Origin of the sequence: Chromobacterium sp. LK1 (genome assembly GCF_001043555.1) — a bacterium.
In the GTDB taxonomy this organism is placed as follows: domain Bacteria; phylum Pseudomonadota; class Gammaproteobacteria; order Burkholderiales; family Chromobacteriaceae; genus Chromobacterium; species Chromobacterium aquaticum.
The window spans coordinates 1-20,315 of the sequence record NZ_LDUI01000025.1 but is presented as its reverse complement, the minus strand read 5'-3'; the positions used below and the strand labels follow the sequence as shown (position 1 = coordinate 20,315).

At 65.7% G+C, this 20,315-nt stretch carries 19 protein-coding genes; 13 read left to right on the top strand and 6 right to left on the bottom strand.

Annotated elements, in window-relative coordinates; genetic code table 11:
* Positions 1-13 precede the first annotated feature (13 nt).
* Genes VI26_RS11410 through VI26_RS11390 form a run of 5 tightly spaced genes read left to right on the top strand, consistent with a single transcriptional unit; the run spans position 14 to position 4,573 of the window.
* Positions 14-1,801, top strand: coding sequence for a bifunctional alpha/beta hydrolase/class I SAM-dependent methyltransferase (locus tag VI26_RS11410; protein ID WP_048409877.1), 1,788 nt, complete (start codon positions 14-16; stop codon positions 1,799-1,801).
* A complete protein-coding gene (locus tag VI26_RS11405) occupies positions 1,798-2,628 on the top strand; it encodes a hypothetical protein (protein ID WP_048409876.1) in 831 nt (276 codons plus the stop codon). The genes VI26_RS11410 and VI26_RS11405 overlap by 4 nt, the downstream gene beginning before the upstream one ends.
* Complete coding sequence (locus VI26_RS11400) at positions 2,625-3,938, top strand: phosphatase PAP2/dual specificity phosphatase family protein (RefSeq protein WP_048409940.1); 1,314 nt, start codon at positions 2,625-2,627, stop codon at positions 3,936-3,938. Before VI26_RS11405 ends, VI26_RS11400 begins: the two co-directional genes overlap by 4 nt.
* Entirely contained in the window at positions 3,935-4,324 is a 390-nt protein-coding gene (locus VI26_RS11395; protein WP_048409875.1) for a hypothetical protein, read from the top strand. Before VI26_RS11400 ends, VI26_RS11395 begins: the two co-directional genes overlap by 4 nt.
* Positions 4,325-4,363: 39 nt before the next feature.
* Positions 4,364-4,573 (top strand): hypothetical protein, encoded by a 210-nt coding sequence (locus VI26_RS11390; RefSeq protein WP_048409874.1) that lies wholly within the window; start codon positions 4,364-4,366, stop codon positions 4,571-4,573.
* Between the two features lie 57 nt (positions 4,574-4,630).
* On the opposite strand, the gene phnE is transcribed toward VI26_RS11390, so the two are convergent.
* The 4 genes from phnE to lgt all read right to left on the bottom strand — a co-directional run bounded on the left by phnE (position 4,631) and on the right by lgt (position 8,819).
* Positions 4,631-6,205 carry a phosphonate ABC transporter, permease protein PhnE gene (gene phnE / locus VI26_RS11385; protein ID WP_048409873.1) on the bottom strand — a complete coding sequence of 525 codons (1,575 nt, stop codon included), beginning with the start codon at positions 6,203-6,205 and terminating at the stop codon, positions 4,631-4,633.
* Complete coding sequence (locus VI26_RS11380) at positions 6,199-6,996, bottom strand: phosphonate ABC transporter ATP-binding protein (RefSeq protein WP_048409872.1); 798 nt, start codon at positions 6,994-6,996, stop codon at positions 6,199-6,201. Before VI26_RS11380 ends, phnE begins: the two co-directional genes overlap by 7 nt.
* Complete coding sequence (locus VI26_RS11375) at positions 6,993-7,835, bottom strand: putative selenate ABC transporter substrate-binding protein (protein ID WP_048409871.1); 843 nt, start codon at positions 7,833-7,835, stop codon at positions 6,993-6,995. Before VI26_RS11375 ends, VI26_RS11380 begins: the two co-directional genes overlap by 4 nt.
* 132 nt (positions 7,836-7,967) lie before the next feature.
* Positions 7,968-8,819, bottom strand: coding sequence for a prolipoprotein diacylglyceryl transferase (gene lgt, locus VI26_RS11370; protein WP_048409870.1), 852 nt, complete (start codon positions 8,817-8,819; stop codon positions 7,968-7,970).
* Between the two features lie 197 nt (positions 8,820-9,016).
* Here lgt and ilvD point away from each other — a divergent pair, with 197 nt between their 5' ends.
* Complete coding sequence (gene ilvD / locus VI26_RS11365; RefSeq protein ID WP_048409869.1) at positions 9,017-10,873, top strand: dihydroxy-acid dehydratase; 1,857 nt, start codon at positions 9,017-9,019, stop codon at positions 10,871-10,873.
* A 733-nt stretch (positions 10,874-11,606) separates the two neighbouring features.
* Positions 11,607-12,686 (top strand): hypothetical protein, encoded by a 1,080-nt coding sequence (locus VI26_RS11360; protein ID WP_048409868.1) that lies wholly within the window; start codon positions 11,607-11,609, stop codon positions 12,684-12,686.
* Positions 12,687-12,902: 216 nt separating this feature from the next.
* On the opposite strand, the gene VI26_RS11355 is transcribed toward VI26_RS11360, so the two are convergent.
* Positions 12,903-13,820, bottom strand: coding sequence for a LysR family transcriptional regulator (locus VI26_RS11355; RefSeq protein WP_048409867.1), 918 nt, complete (start codon positions 13,818-13,820; stop codon positions 12,903-12,905).
* 192 nt (positions 13,821-14,012) lie between these two features.
* On the opposite strand from VI26_RS11355, the gene VI26_RS11350 reads away from it, so the two are divergent.
* A complete protein-coding gene (locus VI26_RS11350; RefSeq protein WP_048409866.1) occupies positions 14,013-14,714 on the top strand; it encodes a pirin family protein in 702 nt (233 codons plus the stop codon).
* Between the two features lie 208 nt (positions 14,715-14,922).
* Here VI26_RS11350 and VI26_RS11345 read toward each other — a convergent pair whose 3' ends face one another.
* Positions 14,923-15,510, bottom strand: coding sequence for a hypothetical protein (locus VI26_RS11345; RefSeq protein ID WP_048409865.1), 588 nt, complete (start codon positions 15,508-15,510; stop codon positions 14,923-14,925).
* Positions 15,511-15,804: 294 nt separating this feature from the next.
* On the opposite strand from VI26_RS11345, the gene glyA reads away from it, so the two are divergent.
* The 5 genes from glyA (at position 15,805) to VI26_RS11320 (ending at position 20,258) form a co-directional block, all read left to right on the top strand.
* The gene (glyA, locus tag VI26_RS11340; RefSeq protein ID WP_048409864.1) at positions 15,805-17,052 is read left to right on the top strand and encodes a serine hydroxymethyltransferase; all 1,248 of its coding nucleotides are present in this window, start codon (positions 15,805-15,807) and stop codon (positions 17,050-17,052) included.
* A 127-nt stretch (positions 17,053-17,179) separates the two neighbouring features.
* Positions 17,180-17,638 (top strand): transcriptional regulator NrdR, encoded by a 459-nt coding sequence (nrdR, locus tag VI26_RS11335; RefSeq protein WP_019100637.1) that lies wholly within the window; start codon positions 17,180-17,182, stop codon positions 17,636-17,638.
* Positions 17,639-17,697: 59 nt separating this feature from the next.
* Positions 17,698-18,237, top strand: a complete 540-nt coding sequence (locus VI26_RS11330; RefSeq protein WP_048409863.1) for a GNAT family N-acetyltransferase — start codon at positions 17,698-17,700, stop codon at positions 18,235-18,237.
* Between the two features lie 3 nt (positions 18,238-18,240).
* On the top strand, positions 18,241-19,353 hold the full coding sequence (gene ribD / locus VI26_RS11325; protein ID WP_048409862.1) for a bifunctional diaminohydroxyphosphoribosylaminopyrimidine deaminase/5-amino-6-(5-phosphoribosylamino)uracil reductase RibD: 1,113 nt from the start codon (positions 18,241-18,243) through the stop codon (positions 19,351-19,353).
* A gap of 257 nt (positions 19,354-19,610) precedes the next feature.
* Positions 19,611-20,258 carry a hypothetical protein gene (locus tag VI26_RS11320; RefSeq protein ID WP_048409861.1) on the top strand — a complete coding sequence of 216 codons (648 nt, stop codon included), beginning with the start codon at positions 19,611-19,613 and terminating at the stop codon, positions 20,256-20,258.
* The last annotated feature ends 57 nt before the right edge of the window (positions 20,259-20,315 follow it).

Genomic DNA, 20,315 nt, shown 5'->3' with positions numbered 1-20,315 from the left:
AAGGAGCCTGAGCATGCGCCAAGCCGAAGAATCGCAGTTTGTCAGCTTTGATGGTCAAACCCTGTTTTATCGGCATTGGCCGGCGCTGAGCTCCGGCCCACGGCCGCGTGCCATCGTGCTGCTGCACCGCGGCCACGAGCATTCCGGCCGCCTGCAGCACCTGGTGGACGAATTGCAACTGGCGGACACGCCGATGTTCGCCTGGGACGCGCGCGGCCACGGCCGTAACGAGGGTCCGCGCGGCTACAGCCCTAGCCTGGGCGCCACGGTGCGCGATCTGGACTGCTTCGTCCGCCATCTGTGCCAGCGGCATGGCTTGGCGATGGAGGAGATCGTGGTGATCGCCCAGAGCGTGGGCGCGGTGCTGGCGGCCACCTGGGCGCACGACTACGCGCCGCGCGTGCGCGCGCTGGTGCTGGCCTCGCCGGCTTTCAAGGTCAAGCTCTACGTGCCCTTCGCCCGGCCCGGCCTCAGGCTGATGCAGCGGCTGCGCGGCAATTTCTTCGTCAATTCCTACGTCAAGGCGCGCTTCCTGACCCATGATCCGGAACGCATCGCGTCCTACAACAGCGACCCGCTGATCACCCTGCCGATTTCCTCCAACATCCTGTTGGCCTTGTACGATACCGCCGAGCGCATCGTCGCCGATGCCGGCGCCATCACGCTGCCGACCCAGTTGCTGATGTCGGGCGCGGATTTCGTCGTGCACCAGGGGCCGCAGCGCGAATTCTTCCAGCACTTGGGCAGCCCGCTGAAGGAAATGCACCTGCTGCCTGGCTTCTACCACGACACCCTGGGCGAGCGCGACCGCGCGCCGGCGCTGGACAAGATCCGCGCCTTCATCCAGCGGGTGGAGGCCGGCGCGCCGGCGGTGGACCTGAGCCGCGCCGACGCCGCCGGCTACACCGCGCTGGAATACCAACAGCTGCAGCAGCCGCGTTCCTGGCTGTCGCCGCTGCGCTGGCAGTTCGCGCTGACCCGGCTGACCCTGGCCACGCTGGGACGTTTATCGGCGGGCATACGCCTGGGCTGGCGCACCGGTTTCGATTCCGGCAGCACCCTGGACTATGTGTACCGCAACCAGGTGTCCGGCATCAGCCCGCTGGGCCGCCTGGGCGACCGCGCCTATCTGGACAGCGTGGGCTGGAAGGGCATACGCCAGCGCAAGCTGAATCTGGAGGAACTGATCGCCATGGCGATGGGCCACCTGCGCGCCGACGGCCAGCCGCTGCGCCTGCTGGACATCGCCGCCGGCCATGGCCGCTACATCCTGGACGCCATCGCCGGTCAGCCGGTGGAGCATGTGCAACTGCGCGATTACAGCGACATCAATGTCGGCGCCGGCCGCCGGCTGATCGCCGAGCGCGGCTTGGACGCGGTGGCGCGTTTCGACCAGGGCAATGCCTTCGATCGCGCCAGCCTGGCGGCGCTGCAGCCGGCGCCGACGCTGGCGGTGGTGTCCGGCCTCTATGAGCTATTCCCCGAGAACGAGCCGATTCGTCAGTCGCTGGCCGGCCTGGCCGAGGCGGTGCCGTCCGGCGGCTATCTGGTCTACACCAACCAGCCCTGGCATCCGCAGCTGGAATTGATCGCGCGCACGCTGAGCAGCCATCGCGGCGGCGCGGACTGGATCATGCGCCGCCGCACCCAGCAGGAGATGGATCAATTGGTGGCCGATGCCGGCTTCGAGAAGCTGGAGCAGCGCATCGACGAATGGGGCATCTTCAGCGTCAGCCTGGCGCGTCGTCGCACCGATGCCGCGGCGGAACGGCCGCAGCCGCTGGCCGAGGCCGAGGCGTGAGCGCGCCGGCGGAGCCGCTGCGCGTCGACACGCAATTGAGCGGCGTGATCCTGGCCGCCTGCCCGGAGCTGCCACAGCCGTTGTTCGACGAAGGCATGCGCGTGGCGCGTCAACATGCCGGCGACGCGCCGCTGGAGCTGCATCATGTGTTGAGCGGCTTTGGCTGGGTGTTGCTGAATGTGGACGAGGAGGAGCGCTATCTGGCCGAAGGCCTCAGCTTTTGCGAGCAGGCCGCCGATCTTGGTTCGGCGGAAGGCGCGGAAGCGGCCGGCGAGGCCTGGCTGTTTGGCGATGCAGGCGATTCCGACTTGCAACGCAGTCTGCACCGTTACCGCCAGGCGCTGGCGGCAGGACATAAGGCTGGTGCTATCCACGTTGCGTACGTGCTGGAAAAGCTCAGCGATGAGGAGCCGAAACGGGCCGCTGATTATCTGCGCGAAGCCGAGGGGCTGCTGCTGCAGACCGCCGCATCCGCCGAAGTCGATGTGGCGTCCTGGGGCTGCTACGGCGTGGGCCGGCTCTATCTGGATCGCCGCTTCTTCGGCAAGGCGGACCAGGCCGAGTCCTGGCTGTTGAAATCGGCCGAGCTGGGCTGGGGGCCGGCGATGGATGCCTTGGCCGAGCGCGTCTATCGCGGCAAGGACCTGAGCAAAAGCCTGGAGTGGCGCGAGAAATATCGCGTCTGGGAAAGCGAGCAAGATCCGGACGAAGATGAGTGGCCGGATACCGGCGATGCAGTCGCGTCGTTGGCGGAGCCGCGCCCCCGGCGCTGGCCGTGGCTGCTGGCGCTGGCATTATTGGCGCTGCTGCTATGGTGGCGGCGATGAGCGCGGGCCGGCCCTGGCGGCTGGCCTGTCTGTGGCTGTTGCTGCTGGGCCCCAGTTTTTTTCTGCTCTACGGCGCGGCCAATCACTACGCGGCCGGTCTGCCGCCGGAGCGGGTGGGCAATGTGGCGATGGCCTGGGAGCGCGCCATTCCGCTGTGGCCGTGGACCATCGTGCCGTACTGGAGCATAGACCTGCTCTACGGCGTCTCGCTCTTTCTGTGCGCCAGCCGCGCCGAGCTCAATGTCCACGCCAAGCGCCTGCTGGCGGTCACACTGTTGTCCTGCCTGTGCTTCCTGCTGTTTCCGCTGCGCTTCGGCTTTGAGCGCCCGCCGCTGGATGGCGTGTTCGGGCGGATGTTCGATCTGCTGATGGGCTTCGACAAACCGTTCAACCAGGCGCCATCGCTGCACATCGGCCTGCTGCTGGTGTTATGGCTGCGCTACTGGCAGCACACGCCGCCGCGCTGGCTTTGGCTGCTGCATGGCTGGTTCGCCTTGATCGGCGTGTCGGTGCTGACCACTTGGCAGCACCATTTCTGGGATGTGCCTTCCGGCTTCGCGCTGGCGGTGCTGGTCTGCTATCTGTGGCCGATGCCGGCGCCGGCAACGCCGGCCTGGCATTCGCCCGAGCCCGGCCGCAGCCGCCGGCTGGGCGCGCGTTATGCGGTGGGCGCCGCGCTGCTGCTGGCATTGGCGGCGACGCTGGGCGGCTGGGGCTGGCTGCTGGCCTGGCCGGCATTGGCCTTGGGCGTGCTGACGCTGGCTTATTGGCGGCTGGGGCCGGCCGCGCTGCAAAAGCATGCCGGCCGCCGCCGCTTCGCCGCGCGCGTGCTGTTGTGGCCCTATAGCCTGGCCGCGCGCTTGGTGCATGGCTATTTCCTGCGCCGCCTGCCGGGCGCCGAGGAGGTGGTCGAGGAGGTCTGGCTGGGGCCGGTCAGAGCGGCGCGCGACGCGCGCTTCGTCGCGGTGCTGGACCTGGCCGCGGAATACGATCGCCAGGCGCCGGCCGCGGCCGCCTATCACAGTCAGCCCTTGTTGGACCTGTTGCTGCCGCCGCCGGCGCAGCTGCGCCAGGCGGCGCTGGCCTTGCAGCAGTTGCGGGCCAGCCATCGCGGGCCGCTGCTGGTGCATTGCGCGCTGGGCTTGACCCGCAGCGCCGTGGTATTGCTGGCCTGGCTGGTGCTCAGCGGCCGCGCCAGCACGGTGGAGCAGGCGCGCGCGCTGCTGCGGCAACGCCGCCAGCGCGTGGAGTTGAGCGATGCGCAATGCGCGGAGCTGGCGCGTCAGTGCGCGCGAATGGAACCGTTATGAAGACCGAGCTCGCTCAGGCGCGGCTGAGCGCCGCGGTGCTGGCTTCCAGCCGTTGGCTGTGCTGGCCCAGCTGGGGGCTGTTGGCCTTGGTGGCGCTGGCGTCGCCGCCGGCGCTGTGGCTGCCGCTGTGCGCGGCTGTCGCTTTATGGCAGGCCTGGCTAGGCTGGCGCTTGCAATTGGACGCCGCGCTGTTGCGGACGCTGGATTCGGCTGGCACTCTTGAGGAACTGGACTTGAGCTTGTCGCGGCTGTTTGGCCGCGATTTGGCTGGTCGCTCGCTGGAAGCGCGGCAGCGCGGCATGGCCCGTTTGCTGCGCGGCTTCCTGTTGGCGACCGGCTTGTGCTGGCTGCTGGGTCTGGCCGGGTTGTTGGCGGGGCGGATGTGAACAATAAGAAGATTCAAGTGTGAGATGAGGAGAACCGTGATGAGCAAGAGAGCATGGTATGGCGGCGCGGCTTGTGCCTTGCTGGCCGCTGGCGGCGTGGCCTGGTTGGGACTGATGCTGGCGGGCTTTGGCGCGTCCGGCGGCAATGGCGGCACGCCGGAGTGGCCGTTCTTGGTGGCCAAGGCCCTGGGGTTCGCGGGTTTCGCGATGTTTGTGTGTGGATTGGTGGCCTGCAAGGAAGTCAATTAAGAATGGGGTGAGAACGGACGGGGCGGCAAGCGTAGGCTTGCCGCCCCGTTCCTCGTTTCAGCCCATGCGCTGGCGCAGCGCGCGGCTCAGCTGTTCCACGCCCCAGGACAGCGCCACCATCGCCAGGATGATGGCCGCGGCGGCCTGCTGCTGGAACAGCGACAGCGCCAGATACAGCTGCTGGCCCAGGCCGCCGGCGCCGACGATGCCGAGCACGGTGGCGATGCGGATATTGTTTTCCCAGCGGTACAGCGTGTAAGCCAGCCATTGGCTGGCCACCATGGGCAGCGGTCCGTAGCAGAAGGCGGCGACGCGGCCCGCGCCGGCGTTGAGCAGCGCCTGTTCCGCTTGCGGCGGCGCGTTTTCTAGCGTTTCCGCGAACAGGCGGCCCAACACGCCGGCGGTGTGCAGCGCCAGCGCCAGCACCCCGGCGGCCGGCCCCAGGCCCAGCGCCAGCACCGCCAGCGCCGCCCACAGCAGATCCGGGATGCCGCGCAGCATATTCAGCAACAGCCGCGTCGCGCGCTTGGCGGCGGCCCCCAGCCGGCCGGCGGCGGGCAGCGCCAGCGGCATGGCCAGCAAGGCGGCCAGCACCGTGCCCAGCGCCGACATCGCCAGGGTTTCCACCACGCCTTGTCCCAGTTGCCGCAAGTTTGGGGCGGAGAGGTCCGGCGGCAGGAATTCCATGGCGAAGCGCGGCAGGCCGCGCCAGTCGAAGCCGTTGGCGCGCCAATCCGGCCACAGCCAGTACAGGCTGAACGCGGTCAGCGCGCCGCCGGCCAGCAATAGGCGGCGTCCGCCGCCGTCGCGCTCCAGCGCGCGCCGCGACCAGCGGCTGACGCCCTCGCTCAAGCCCACCAGCAGCAGGAACACCAATAGCAAGGTGCCGACCTCGCCGCCATTGAGCATTTTCAGGCTGCTGTCCAGCAATTGGCCGATGCCGCCGGCGCCGACGAAGCCCATCACCGCCGACGCGCGGATCGCGCATTCCCAGCGGTAAACGCTGTAGCTGATCAATTCCGGCAAGGCCTGTGGCCACAGCGCCCAGCACAGCCGTTGCCAGCGGCTGGCGCCGGCAGCCGCCAGCGCCTGGGCCGGCGCGCGTGGCTGGGATTCCAGGATTTCCGCGTAAACCTTGCCCAGCATGCCGCCGTAGGCCAGGCCCAAGGCCAGCACCGCCGGCAGGCTGCCCAGGCCGGCGGCGCGCACGAAGAGCAGCGCCCAGACGATGTCCGGCACGCCGCGCAGCCATACCATCAACCCGCGCAGCAGGCTCTGCGCGGTCAGGACGGTGCGGCGCGGCCGGACCGCGGTGAGTTGGTGATCGTCCAGCGCGCGGCTGGTGGCGAAGGCCAGCGGCGCGCCCAGCAGCATGGCCAGGCACAGACCGGCGCTGGCCACCGCCAGCGTGGTGGCGGTTTCCTTGGCCACTTCTTTCAGAAAGTCGCCGTCGTGGGCCGGCGGCAGAAAGCCGGCGGCGAAGCGAGCCAGGCTGAGCCAGGTGTCGCCATTGAACAAGGTGCTCAGCGTGAACTGGGTCAGCGGCAGCGTCGGCAGCAGCAGCGCCAGTGTCAGCAGCAGCCAGCCCAGCCGCGCGCGGGCGGCCGGGTCGCGCGGCGCGGGCTTCAGCATTGCAAGCCCCTGAGCGCCGCGCTGGGCGCGGCTGGCTCTGCCGCGCTCTCGGGAGTGTCGCCGGCGTAGAGTTCGGCCAGCAGAGTGGCGTCGACTTGCTCGCGCGGCAGATCGAAGGCGATGGCGCCGTCGCGCAGGCCGATGATGCGCGGGAAGTGCACCAGCGCCAGCGGCACCGAGTGCAGGCTGACCAATAGCGTGGCCTGGCGGGCGCGGGCGTCCTCGCACAGCAGGCGTATGCTGTCGTCGGCCAGCCTGGGGTCCAGCGCCGATACCGGCTCGTCGGCCAGCAACAGTTCCGGCCGTTGGTACAGCGCGCGGGCGATGCCGACACGCTGACGCTGGCCGCCGGACAACTGATCGCAGCGCTGCCATAGCTTGCCGGCCAGGTCCAGCCGTTCCAGCTCGGCGGCGACGCCGGCGGCGTCATCCGGCCACAGCAGGCGGCGCAAGGCCGCCAGTTCGCCGCTCTGGCCCAGCCGGCCGGCGGCCACCGCGTGGATCACGCGCTGACGCGGCGGCAGCGGCGGTGCCTGGTAGACGCTGCCGATGCGCGCTCGCAAGGCGCGCAAGGCGCGGCGCGGCAAGCGCCAGGGATCGTCGCCCAGCAGCCGCGCCGTGCCGCTATCCGGGCGCAGGCCAGTGTTGGCCAGCAAGAGCAGGGTGCTCTTGCCGGCGCCGGACGGACCGATCAGGGCTGCCTGCTCGCCGGCGGCAAGCTGTAGATCGATGTCGCGCAGAATGGCGGCGCCGCCCAGCTTCAGGCCGACGCCGCGAAGCTCCAGGCTCACTTCAGCAGCCCGGCGGCCGTGGCGGCGGCTTCTATGCCCTTATAGTTGTCCGGCTTGGTGGGAATGAAGCGGCTGGCGCGCTGCAGATCCAGCACGGCTTTCTGTTCCGGGTTCTTGGCGTCCAGCTTGAGGAAGGCTTGGCGGATCTTGTCCTGCAAGCCCTTGTCCATGCTGCCGCGCACCGTCCAGTTGTAGTCGTAGTAGGCCGGGGTGGTGGCGATCACGCGCACCTTGGCGCTATCCACCTTCTTGCTTTCCACCAGCTTCTGCCACACCGAGCTGTTCAGCACGCCGGCTTCCACCTTGCCGGCGGCGACCCAGGCCACGGTGGCGTCGTGGGCGCCGGAATAGGCGACGTTCTTGAAGAAGCTTTCCGGCTTGATGCCGTCCTTCTGCATGAAATAGCGCGGCATCAGGTGGCCGGAGGTGGAGGAGGCGGAGCCGAAGGCGAAGCTGTCGCCCTTCAGCTCCTTCAGGCTCTTGGCCGGGCCGCTGGTGATGAAGGTGGAGGTGAACTTGCTGTCCTCCTCGCGCTGCACCAGCGGCACCACCTTGCCGCGCTGGCTGGCCTGCACATAGGTGAAGCCGCCCAGCCACGCCATGTCCAGCTTGTCCGAGGTCAGCGCGGTGACCACGCCGGCGTAGTCCGACACCGGCACGAACTGCACCTTGATGCCCAGCTCTTTTTCCAGATACTGGCCCAGCGGCGCGAACTTGCGCTGCAGCTCGGTGGGGGATTCGTCGGGGATGGCGGAGACCTTGAGCACGGTCTGGGCGGCGTTGGCCAGGGTGGCGGCGGCCAGCAGCGCGCCGGCCAGCGTCAGTTTGATGGCGGTCATGGCAGTGTTTTCCTCTATTGCGGACGAAAAGCCGCAAGGGCTAGGGATTCAAAAAGGCCAGTCATTAAGACTGGCCTTGAAGCGGCGGACTAAAAACCGCCGTGTATGGCAAGCATTCTAGCCTAGCCCGGCTCAGGCCGCCTTGCGCTTGCCGAACAGGTAGAACAGCGCCAGGCCGATCACGATCATCGGCAGGCTCAGCCACTGGCCCATGCTGATCACGTCGGACTGGCCGAAGATGCCGGCGTCCGGGGTGCGGAAGTATTCGCTGCCGAAGCGCGCCAGGCCGTAGCCGATCAGGAATAGCGCCGACACCTGGCCGCGCGCGCGCGCCTTGGCGCTGAAGCACCACAGCAGCGCGAACAGCGCCAGGCCTTCCAGCGCGAACTCGTACAGCTGCGACGGATGGCGCGGCAGGCCGCCGTAGTTGAGCAGGGTCACCATCAGGTCGGACGATTGCTGCGCCTGGATCAGATCATCCATCTTGGCCTGCGGAAACAGCATCGCCCACGGCAGCTTGGGATCGGCCACCCGGCCCCACAGTTCGCCGTTGATGAAGTTGCCGATGCGGCCGGCGGCCAGGCCCAGCGGCACCAGCGGCGCGATGAAGTCGGTGACTTCCCAGAAGCTGCGGCCGTGCTTGCGCGCGAACAGCGCCACGCCGAGCAGCACGCCGATGAAGCCGCCGTGGAAGGACATGCCGCCTTTCCACACCATCAGAATCTCCAGCGGATGGCTGAAATAATAGCCGGGCTGGTAGAACAGCACCTCGCCCAGGCGGCCGCCCAGCACCACGCCGACGGCGCCGTACATCAGCAGATCGTCCAGCAGCTTGGAAGTGAGGAAGGCGTGGCCGCGCTTGATGCGGTAATTGCCCAGGATCAGGAAGCTGGCGAAGCCCAGCAAGTACATCAGGCCGTACCAATGAATGGCCAGCGGGCCCAGCTGGATGGCCACGGGGTCGAACTGCGGATGAATGATCATTTGTCAGCCGTGTGCGTTTGCGGTAAAAGAATGTGGACGGATTATATGGGAAAGCGTTCCCACGCGTCGCGCGGCCCACCCGCCGCCCGGCGCATTTTTGCCTTGAGCTCCCCGGCACCCGGAGCCAGGCGGCCCGGCCTTAAAGCAGGCCAGGCCCGGAGCGCCTTTCCGCCCATGTAGAGATTAAGGAATCAGCAATGCCCCAATACCGCTCCCGCACTTCCACCGCCGGCCGCAATATGGCGGGTGCCCGCGCTCTATGGCGCGCCACCGGCATGAAGGACGATGACTTCGGCAAGCCCATCATCGCCATCGCCAACAGCTTCACCCAGTTCGTGCCCGGCCATGTGCACCTGCACAATATGGGTCAACTGGTGGCGCGGGAAATCGAACGCGCCGGCGGCGTGGCCAAGGAATTCAACACCATCGCCATCGACGACGGCATCGCCATGGGCCACGGCGGCATGCTCTACAGCCTGCCCAGCCGCGACCTGATAGCCGACAGCGTGGAATACATGGTCAACGCCCACTGCGCCGACGCGCTGGTGTGCATCTCCAACTGCGACAAGATCACCCCCGGCATGCTGATGGCGGCGATGCGCCTGAACATCCCGGTGGTGTTCGTCTCCGGCGGCCCGATGGAAGCCGGCAAGGTGCAGTGGGGCAACGATATCCGCAAACTGGACCTGGTGGACGCGATGGTGGAGGCCGCCAATAGCGCGGTGTCCAACGAGGACGTCGAGCGCGTGGAGCGTTCCGCCTGTCCCACCTGCGGCTCCTGCTCCGGCATGTTCACCGCCAACTCCATGAACTGCCTGACCGAGGCGCTGGGCCTGTCCCTGCCCGGCAACGGCAGCCTGGTGGCCACGCACGCGGACCGCAAGGAATTGTTCCTGCGCGCCGGCCGCCTGATCGTGGACATCACCAAGCGCCATTACGAACAGGACGACGCCAGCCTGCTGCCGCGCGCCATCGCCACCAAGGCCGCGTTCGAGAACGCGATGAGCCTGGACGTGGCCATGGGCGGCTCCACCAATACCGTGCTGCATCTGCTGGCGGCGGCGCAGGAAGCCGGCGTGGACTTCAAGATGGCGGACATCGACCGCATCTCGCGCTCGGTGCCGTGTCTGGCCAAGCTGGCGCCGGCCACCCAGAAATACCATATGGAAGACGTGCATCGCGCCGGCGGCGTGGTGGCCATCCTGGCCGAGCTGGACCGCGCCGGCCTGATCCGCCGCGAGGTGCCCACCGTGCACAGCGCCACGCTGGGCGAGGCGCTGGAGGCCTGGGACATCTGCCGCCACGGCGAAGACAGCGAAGCGCGGCGCTTCTACCGCGCGGCGCCGGGCGGCGTGCCCACCACCATCGCCTTCTCGCAGTCCATGCGTTACCCGACGGTGGACGACGACCGCGCCGAGGGCTGCATCCGCGACCGCGAGCATGCTTACTCCCAGGATGGCGGCCTGGCGGTGTTGGCCGGCAATATCGCCGAGCGCGGCTGCATCGTCAAAACCGCCGGCGTCGACGACTCCATCCTCAAGTTCAATGGCCGCGCCCGCATCTTTGAAAGCCAGGACGCGGCGGTGGAGGCCATCCTGGCCGACCGCATCGTGGCCGGCGACGTGGTGGTGATCCGCTATGAAGGCCCCAAGGGCGGCCCCGGCATGCAGGAAATGCTGTACCCCACCAGCTATCTGAAATCCAAGGGCCTGGGCAAGGACTGCGCCTTGCTGACCGATGGCCGCTTCTCCGGCGGCACTTCCGGCCTGTCCATCGGCCATGTGTCGCCGGAAGCGGCAGAGGGTGGCGCCATCGGCCTGGTCGAAGAGGGCGACCGCATCGAGATCGACATTCCCGGCCGCTCCATCCGCCTGGCGGTCAGCGATGAAACGCTGGCGGCGCGGCGCGCGGCGATGGAAGCCAAGGGCCGCGACGCGTGGAAACCGCTGGGCCGCGACCGCGTGGTCAGCCCGGCCTTGCGCGCCTACGCGGCGATGACCACCAGCGCCGACACTGGCGCGGTGCGCGATGTGACGCAAGTAGAACGCCGTTGATATTTGTCATATTTCCGTAACTCGTTTACGGATAGCATGTGGGCCGTACGGTTTTTTACCGTGCGGCCCATTGTTTTTTGCGTGGCAGCAACCATCTGCTCCTCATCGGCGCAGCGCCGCCGCCAGCCTTCCCCAGTCGCCCGTTCACGGTGACGTCTTTGTCTTGTTCATTTGTTTTCGAATCCAACAGTTCTTCCTTGTCCGTTTTCCTAAATTTTCACAAACGAAATCCGTTCTAATGCTGTTAGTCATATGTTTCGTTCGTTTAAATCTAAATGGCATGGATTGGGCTTGCGGCGCGGACGGGACGAGGCGGGCTGGGGATCGGGATAAAGGAGCGCGCGGGGAGCGTGAAAGGGTGGCGGCAGGCAAGTTTCCTTGCTACACGAATTTTAATAATTTGATTGATTAACAGAAGCTTAGCGTTTGCTTAGCATGGGGCTTCGCCGAAAAAAGGCAAAAAAAATGCGCGGTACCGTTAGGTCCGCGCCAAGTCTACAAAGGAGAAATAGAGGAGAAACTATCAAGAAGCAATTGCTGCATCTCAACGAGAACGAATTATCCAGATTGCGGTATCGAGTGTCAACATGTTGTTTTTCGCAAATGTGTGAAATTATAATTTTCTGTCGCTGATCTGGTACATCGCTACTGGAATCGCCACTGTCGCGGCGCACCATGGGGGCCGCAGCTGTGCCAAAATAGCGGTTTTCCGATTGCCGCAGGATTCCCCTTCATGGACGCCGTACGCCATACCCTCCCTGATCCGCGCCAGTACCACCCGCAAGTGGCGCTGACCAATATGCTGATCCACAACGCCCAGTCGGCGTTGAACGCCAAGACCGAGTCCGACCGGGAAATGTGGTTCTCCGCGGTGCGCGACGCGATGGCCGAGATGTTGGCGCGCGGCGAACTGCTGTCCATCTCGGTGGCGCTGGCCATGGTGCCGTCTCAGCAATGCTATCAACTGGTGTGGGATGCGCTGCGCGACGCGGCGGAAAACACTGGCGGCGGTCGCGCCATCGTCTTCGCGATGCCGCTGGTGCTGGTGGCCGGCAGCAAGAACCAGACCACGCTGCCGGGCGAGATCGCCGATGTGGCCGGCCTGAACCAATTGCTGCGCGAGCATGGCGTGTTCGCCGCCGATGCCGATGTCGCGCTGGGCGGCGCGCTGCTGCATCCTGACAGCGTGGTGGGGTTGGACTCCGCTCAGCTCTATAAGCTGAACCGCGATCCGGCCCATGCGCGCGCGCTGCTGCCGCAGCAGCCGGCGCCGGTCACGGTGAAGGAAGAGGGCGTGTTCCTGCGCTATCTGCTGGGCGTGGCGATCCAGCCGGAAGGCGCCGAGCCGCCGCTGCGCCTCGGTGGCGCGGTGGGCGCTTGGGGCATGCCGCTGATGAAGTTCCTGGGCGAGCAATTGAAGGCCGACGGCGTGACGCTGTTCCCCATCGCCCGCCCGCCGATGCCGGCGATGCAGGCGATGGTGGCCGGCAACTACGCTCGCTTCGAGGTGGCGATGCAGGTGTTCGCCAGCAGCCAGATCCGCAGACTGCGCGAACTGAACCAGGAGCCGGTGGCCATCCTGTCCGCCCACGACAATGGCGAATTGCACATCACCCTGTCCGCCGCGGGCGACGAGCGCAATTGGGAAGCCTTCGTCTGGCCGCTGGCGGCGCTGGACAATGTGCAGCTGATCGAGGAAAGCTTCCGCGAACTGATGGCGGAATGCCATGTGCGCGAAGTGCATGTGCTGGCGGAGCTGCATCCGGACAGCAAGGACGGCGTGCCGCTGTTCTTCACCGCTGACGATTTGTAAGAGCCTGTTCAAAGTCTCGCGAGCAAGGGCGAGACAAGGCGAAAACGAGCGAAAAAGCGGAATGTACAAGTGGTACATGAGCATTTTGAGCTCGTTTTTAACGCCGTATCGCTGAAGCGCAGCAGACTTTGAACAGGTTCTAAGCCTCGTCCCGCCTTGTCCGGTGATTACGCCCCGCCTCGAGCGGGGCTTTGTCATTGCGCTTATCGTTAGCGGCTAGCCGCAATCCGCCCATGGCGCGACGGCCAGCCGCGCCGCCAGGTAGTCGATCAAGGCCTGTACCCGCGCCGGCCGGCTGCGGCCCGGCGGCGTCAGGATGTAGAGCGCGATCGGGTCCACCTGCCAATCCATCATCACGGTTTCCAGCTCGCCGGCCTGCACATCCTGCCAGGCCAGAAACTCCGGCTGCAAGGCCAGGCCCAGGCCGGCGCGCAGCGCCGGCGTCAGCGCCTCGGCGTTGTTGACCCGCAGCGTCGAAGGCATTTCCAGCGCGAATTCGCCTTGCTCCGCGTGGTGGAAGCGCCAGAACTCGCCGCCGGGCGCGTTGCTGTACAACAGCGCGCGATGCGCGGACAGCTCGCGGGGATGGCTGGGCCGGCCGTGGCGCGCGAAATACGCCGGCGAGCCCACCAACAGAATGCGCACCGAGCACAGGCGGCGGGCCAGCAGGCTGGAATCGGCCAGCGAGGCGATGCGCAGCGCCAGGTCCAGGCGCTTGGCCACCAGGTCCACCTGCTCGTCGCTGAAATGGAAATCCAGCTCCACTTCCGGGTGCCGCGCCATGAACTCCGGCAGCAGCGGCGCCAGGTGGGACAGCCCGAAGGACATCGGCGCGGTCACTCGCACCGGCCCGCGCAAGCTGGAGGATTGCTCGGTGATGTCGGCTTCCACCGCCTCGCCTTCCGCCAGGATGCGGCTGGCCCGCTCCAGCGCGGCGTGGCCGGCCTCGGTCAAGGACAGCCGCCGCGAGCTGCGGTGCAACAGCATGGTTTTCATCCGGGCTTCCAGGCGGGAAATCGCCTTGGACACCGTGGCCTGGGACAGCGTCAGTTCCGCGGCGGCGCGCGCGAAGGAGCCGCATTCCGCCACCTTGGCGAAAATCGCCCAGGCTTCCAGATCGGGCAGTCGTTTCATAAATAGGCAGGGATTGGATAGATTTATTCCAATTTTAGTGTTAAAAAATTAGTATGGCGCATTGATTGCATCAAAAATGGAAAGCATGCTATTCGATCCCGCTGCTTATCAGCATCAGGCCCGCTGCGTATAGTGGCTGCATCAGACGCGTCGCCGCGCAGGCGGCGCCTCGCCACAATACGGGAGGACAGCATGATAGAACATCGCGCTTTCGCCAGCCTGGGCGGAGCCCACCATGGCTGGTTGGATGCCAAACACCATTTTTCCTTCGCCGAATACCACGACCCGGCACGCATGCACTGGGGCGCGCTGCGGGTGTGGAACGACGACGCCATCGCGCCGGGCACCGGCTTTCCGCCGCATCCGCACGCGGACATGGAAATCATCACCTATGTCCGCGAAGGCGCGATCAGCCACCGCGACAATCTGGGCAACCAGGGCCGCACCGAGGCCGGCGACGTGCAAGTGATGAGCGCCGGCCGCGGCATCGTGCATTCCGAATACAATCTGGAAGCCGTCGACACCCGCATCTTCCAGATCTGGATCATGCCGGAGCGGCGCGGAGGCGAGCCGTCCTGGGGCAGCAAGCCCTTTCCCAAGGCGGACCGCTCCGGCGCCTTCGTCGCGCTGGCCAGCGGCATGGACGGCGACGATCAGGCCTTGCCGATCCGTGCCGACGCCCGCGTGCTGGGCGCCACCCTCAAGGCCGGCGAAAGCATCGATTACCGGTTGGGCGCGCAGCGTTGCGCTTATCTGGTGTTGGCCCGCGGCCGGGTGGAAGTCAACGGCGTGGCGCTGCAAGCCCGCGACGGCGCGGCGATTAGGGACGAGGCGCTGTTGCGCATCGTCGCCAGCGAAGACGCCGAGCTGATTTTGGTGGATAGCCGGGAGTGAGGAAATGAAAGACAAAGCGCCGGGTATCCGGCGCTTTTTTCAAACCACGCGTAGTTTGCGCGTTGGCGGTTTCTTCGATGATGGTGGGTTGGATTCCACCTTGACCACAGTTCCTTTGGAACAAGCCTCACCGAGATCATGGCTTAGCTTAGCCAAGCTGTGGGCGGTGGTCTGGGACACATAGACTCGCTTCTTGGCATTGGGTGATTTAACGCTGTTTTTCATAGCCGATATACCCCGTATCCTCAAGTCCCACGCTGTGGATGGCGCTAAAGCCCAGTTCTCGGATGAGCAGCTGATTACAGTGACAAATCCTATCATAGAACCTGCCAAGCCCCGGAGCCGGCTTGTAAAAGTACTGCCTTGTTTCAGCTATAAGCCGACTATGGTAGACAACAATTTCAAGTAAATGTTGTCCAAAACTGAAAATCTGGCGGGGGTTGTCCAGGCGCCATGAGTCCGGCTCGTAGATATGGTCGCGGTTGATAGCATCGGCTCGCATGAACTTTACCAACCGGCTTGTGCGCATATCGGGTTCAAAGTCATGCGCCCAAGTCCGGATAAAGTCACGTACCTCCTGCTCATCGTCTCCAGGCACTTCTCCCGCCAGGCTGGCAAAATACATTAGGTAGCGATAGGCGCCAAAAACAAATGGCACGACTTCGAAGAAGCCATCGGCATGATGGGCTAAGGCGACACGGTAGATATTCCCCACCCACGCGGAGCGCTGATCCGGCGTGGGCGCACCTGCGAACCACTCCGTAGGCATGGCTTGGGTTTGATCCAGCCAAAACATTCATCTTTCTCCACTGAGACGAACCATTGGAAGAGGGCGCTTGCCACAAGATGAGATGCACGCAAGGTCGTAACCCTTGCAAAGTGATCCATGGGTGCTTGGCATTGTTGCTTTATCCAATGCTGGGCTGCAAATCGCTGTGGCTTTGTCTCCTTGCCGGTGGGGTGTGGGGTCGATGGAAGTGGCGCGCGGGCGCTTGTCGTCACCTCTCGCAATTGCTTCACGTTAAGGATTTCGCTTCGGCATTTCGTGTAGAATGCCCGCATCGTTAACCCTTTGATGGATGAGTCAAAGATGTTCGCTGCTGACCAGACGATTGCCAAATTCGACCCCGAACTCGCTGCTGCGATTGCCGCCGAGTGCCAACGCCAGGAAGATCACATCGAGTTGATCGCCTCGGAAAACTACACCAGCCCCGCGGTGATGGAAGCCCAGGGCTCCCAGCTGACCAATAAGTACGCCGAAGGCTACCCGGGCAAGCGCTTCTACGGCGGTTGCGAACACGTGGACGTGGTGGAACAGCTCGCCATCGACCGCGTCAAGCAGCTGTTCGGCGCGGAATACGCCAACGTGCAGCCGCACTCCGGCAGCCAGGCCAACCAGGCGGTGTACTTCTCCATCCTGAAGCCGGGCGACACCGTGATGGGCATGAACCTGGGCCACGGCGGTCACCTGACCCACGGCTCCCCGGCCAACCTGTCCGGCAAGATGTTCAACATCGTCGCCTACGGTCTGAACGACAAGGAAGAAATCGACTACGACGATATGGAACGCGTAGCGATGGAAACCAAGCCCAAGCTGATCATCGGCGGCGCCTCCGCTTACGCGCTGCGCTTCGATTTCGAGCGCATGGGTCAGATCGCCAAGAAATGCGGCGCTTACTTCATGGTGGACATGGCGCATTACGCCGGTCTGATCGCCGCCGGCGTTTACCCGAACCCGGTGCCGTTCGCCGACTTCGTGACCTCGACCACCCACAAGACCCTGCGCGGTCCGCGCGGCGGCATCATCCTGGCCAAGGCCGAGTTCGAGAAGAGCATCAACAGCAATGTGTTCCCGACCCTGCAAGGCGGCCCGCTGGAGCACGTGATCGCCGCCAAGGCCGTCGCCTTCAAGGAAGCGCTGCTGCCCGAGTTCAAGGTGTATCAGGAACAAGTGCTGAAGAACGCCGCCATCATGGCCAAGACCCTGGGCGAGCGCGGCGTGCGCATCGTGTCCGGTCGCACCGAGAGCCATGTGTTCCTGGTGGACCTGCGCGCCAAGGGCCTGACCGGCAAGGCGGCCGACGCGCTGTTGGGCCGCGCCCACATCACCGTGAACAAGAACGCGATTCCGAACGACCCGGAAACCCCGTTCGTGACCTCCGGCATCCGCATCGGCTCCCCGGCCATCACCACCCGCGGCTTCAAGGAAGCCGAAGCCATCCAGGTGGCCAATCTGGTGGCGGACGTGCTGGACAATCCGAACGACGACGCGCTGATCGCCCGCGTGGCCGAGCAAGCCACCGCGCTGTGCCATCGTTTCCCGGTGTACGCCAAATAAGCCAAGCTGGTTTTGGCCGCTGAAAGACGCCCCGCGGGGCGTCTTTTTCATGGGCGGGCGATAGCGGCATTAACTTGACTGCGCATTGCTGATAACATCCATACATTGGAACCCTTAGGATTAAGTCATGAAATGCGCGTTCTGCGGCAATGCCGATACTCAGGTAATCGACTCCCGCGTCAGTGAGGACGGCAGCAGCATCCGGCGGCGGCGGCGCTGCCCGGTGTGCGAGAAGCGTTTCACGACCTTTGAAACCGCCGATGTGCGCATGCCGCAGGTGGTGAAAACCGCCGGCCATCGTTCGGAATTCGACATCGAGAAAGTGCGCACCAGCTTCCTGCGCGCGCTGCACAAGCGTCCGGTGCCCACCGCGCTGGTGGACGAAGCGATAGACCGCATCTGTCACAAGCTGCTGCAACTGGGCGAGCGCGAAGTCTCCAGCCGCGAGATCGGCGAGATGGTGATGAATGAACTGGCGCGCCTGGACAAGGTGGCTTATGTGCGTTTCGCCTCGGTGTACCGCAGTTTTCAGGATGTGTCCGAGTTCTCCGACGCCATCAAGGAAATCCAGAAGTCCTCGCATTGACCGCCCGGCGGATGGCTGGAGTAGACTGTTCTATTCTTTTGTCATCACGGGTGCCCCGCATGCCTGAACCCCTGCCTTCCGATGTCACGCTGCGCGCGCCGGAGTTGTCCGACGCTCCGGCGCTGTTCGCGCTGATAGCCTCCAACCGCGACGCCTTGCGGCCGTGGATGCCGTGGGAGCCTTTGACCCGCTCCGAGGCCGACTCCCGCGCCTTTCTGGAATCCGCCGCCGTCAGCCGTCAGATCGGCAAAGCCTATACTTGGCTGGTATTGCGCGGCGGCGAGCTGGCCGGCGTTTGCGATCTGCACTCCGTCGACACCTTGAACTGTCACGCCTTCGTCGGCTATTGGCTGGACCGCCGCCAGGTGGGGCAGGGCGTGATGCAGGCGGCGCTGATGCAAATGCTGACCGAAGCTTTCGGCCCGCTGGGCCTGCACCGGGTGGCGATAGACGCGGCGGCGGACAATCATCGCAGCTGCGCGGTGGCGGAACGGCTGGGCTTCCGCTACGAAGGCGTGCTGCGCGAGTATTTGTTGTTGCAGGGCCGCTATTGCGACGCCAGACAGTACAGCCTGCTGGCCCATGAATGGAAGTGTTGAATCATGAATGACTCCGCCGACGATCATTACTACATGCAAAGAGCGCTGCGCCTGGCCGCCGCGGCCACCCGCCGCGCCGCGCCCAACCCCGGCGTGGGCTGCGTGCTGGTGCGCGACGGCGAGGTGATCGGCGAGGGCGCCACCCTGGAAGTGGGCGGCGATCACGCGGAAATCCAGGCGATCAAGGACTGCCTGGCGCGCGGCCTGTCCCCGCGCGGCGCCACCGCCTATGTGACGCTGGAGCCGTGCAGCCACCACGGCCGCACCCCGCCGTGCGCGCGGCGCCTGATCGAGGAGGGCGTGGCCCGGGTGGCCGCGGCGATGGTGGACCCCTACCACGAAGTGGCCGGCCGTGGCCTGGCCATGCTGCGCGCCGCCGGCATCGCAGCCGACGCCGGGCTGATGGAAGCCGAGGCGCGGCAAGTGCATCGCGGCTTTCTGTCGCGCGTCGAGCGCGGCCGTCCCTGGGTCACGCTCAAGGCCGCCGCCACGCTGGACGGCAAGACCGCCTTGCTCAACGGCAGCAGTCAATGGATTACCGGCCCGGAGGCGCGGCGCGATGTGCATCGCCTGCGCGCTGAACACTGCGCGGTGCTCACCGGCAGCGGCACCGTGCTGGCCGACGATCCGCAACTGACGGTGCGCGAAGTCCCCTGCGAGCGCCAGCCGCTGCGGGTGGTGCTGGACAGCGATCTGCGCACGCGGCCGGAACAGCGCATCTACCAGGGCGGCGCCACCTTGCTGGCCACCTGCGATCACCAGGCCGCGCTGCTGGAACCCTACCGCGCCGGCGCGGAGATTCTGACCCTGCCGCGGCAGGCCGACGGCCATGCCGATCTGCCGGCGCTGCTGGCCGCGCTGGCGCAGCGCGGTGTCAATATGTTGATGGTGGAAGCCGGCGCCGGCCTCAACGGCGCGCTGCTGCGCGCCGGGCTGGTGGATGAGATCGTGCTCTACCTGGCGCCGTCGCTGGCCGGCGATGCCGCGCGCGGCCTGTTCGCCTGGCCGCCGCTGGAGGACCTGGCGGATAAACAGCGGCTGAGCATACGCGACGCGCGCATGGTGGGCGCGGATTTGCGCCTGAGCCTGACGCCGGCCCCCCTCTCGCCGCGTTGAGAACGGCCACCCCCTGATACGGCATTGCGCCGACTGGCCGTATTCAAGCACGGCCCGCGTCGGCGCGCCTTGTCTCCGCCGTGAAACTGATTTTCTTGGCCGCTCTTGGGAAAACGCCAGCGCCGCTGTGAATCCCGTCTGGAGTCTGCAACATTTCTGTCCGAAAATAAGAACAGTCCGCCCGCTGTGCCGAAGAGCGCGAGCGGCGAGGGGGAAGGCAAGACCGGAACGACATTCGGGAGGGCTGGGGAAAGGGCATGAGCGATTTGAAGGCGGCGCTGGAGGCTTATATGCGATTGCTGGCGCGTCAGGGCGCGCCGGCTCAGGTCGTGGACGAGAGGCGTCGCATTCTGGAACTGCTGCTGCCCTGGCTGGACGGCGTGGAGCGCAGCGCGGAAGGCTTCCGCGGCCCTTGCGAGCGCCTGCTGCAGGCCTGCTCGCCGGACGAACAGGTGCTGGCGCTGACCTGTACCCGTGAGTTCTATTACTTCTGGCTGGGCGATACCAAGAAAGTGGTGGAGATCACCGCGCGCAGCGGCTTTTCGGTGCGCAATGTGCGGGTGTGGCTGGAGACCGACTGGGAAAGCCTGTTGACGCGGATGGAGCGCGATGGTTTTTCTCGTTTCCCGCCGTCGCTGGGCCTCTACCTGGGCAAGCTGTTCGAGGACGGCATGTCCGAGCCGGACATCCATCTGCGCGAGCGTCTGCTCAAATCCCTGCTTTATTTATTGGACGGCCAGCCGATTCAGGGCGACAGCTTCCGCATGATGGTGGACGCGGTGTTATTGCATCTGCGCGAGGCGGAACTGAAAAATACCTTTCTGCTGCTGGTGCGCGAGTACTTCTATTACTGGCACCAATTCCCGCAAGCCGAAGCGCGCAACGCCGGCCAGCCGGCGGCTTGAGGCGGGAAGGCGAGCCTTCCCGCTTGCTGCGAACGGTCTTAGAGCCTGTTCAAAGTC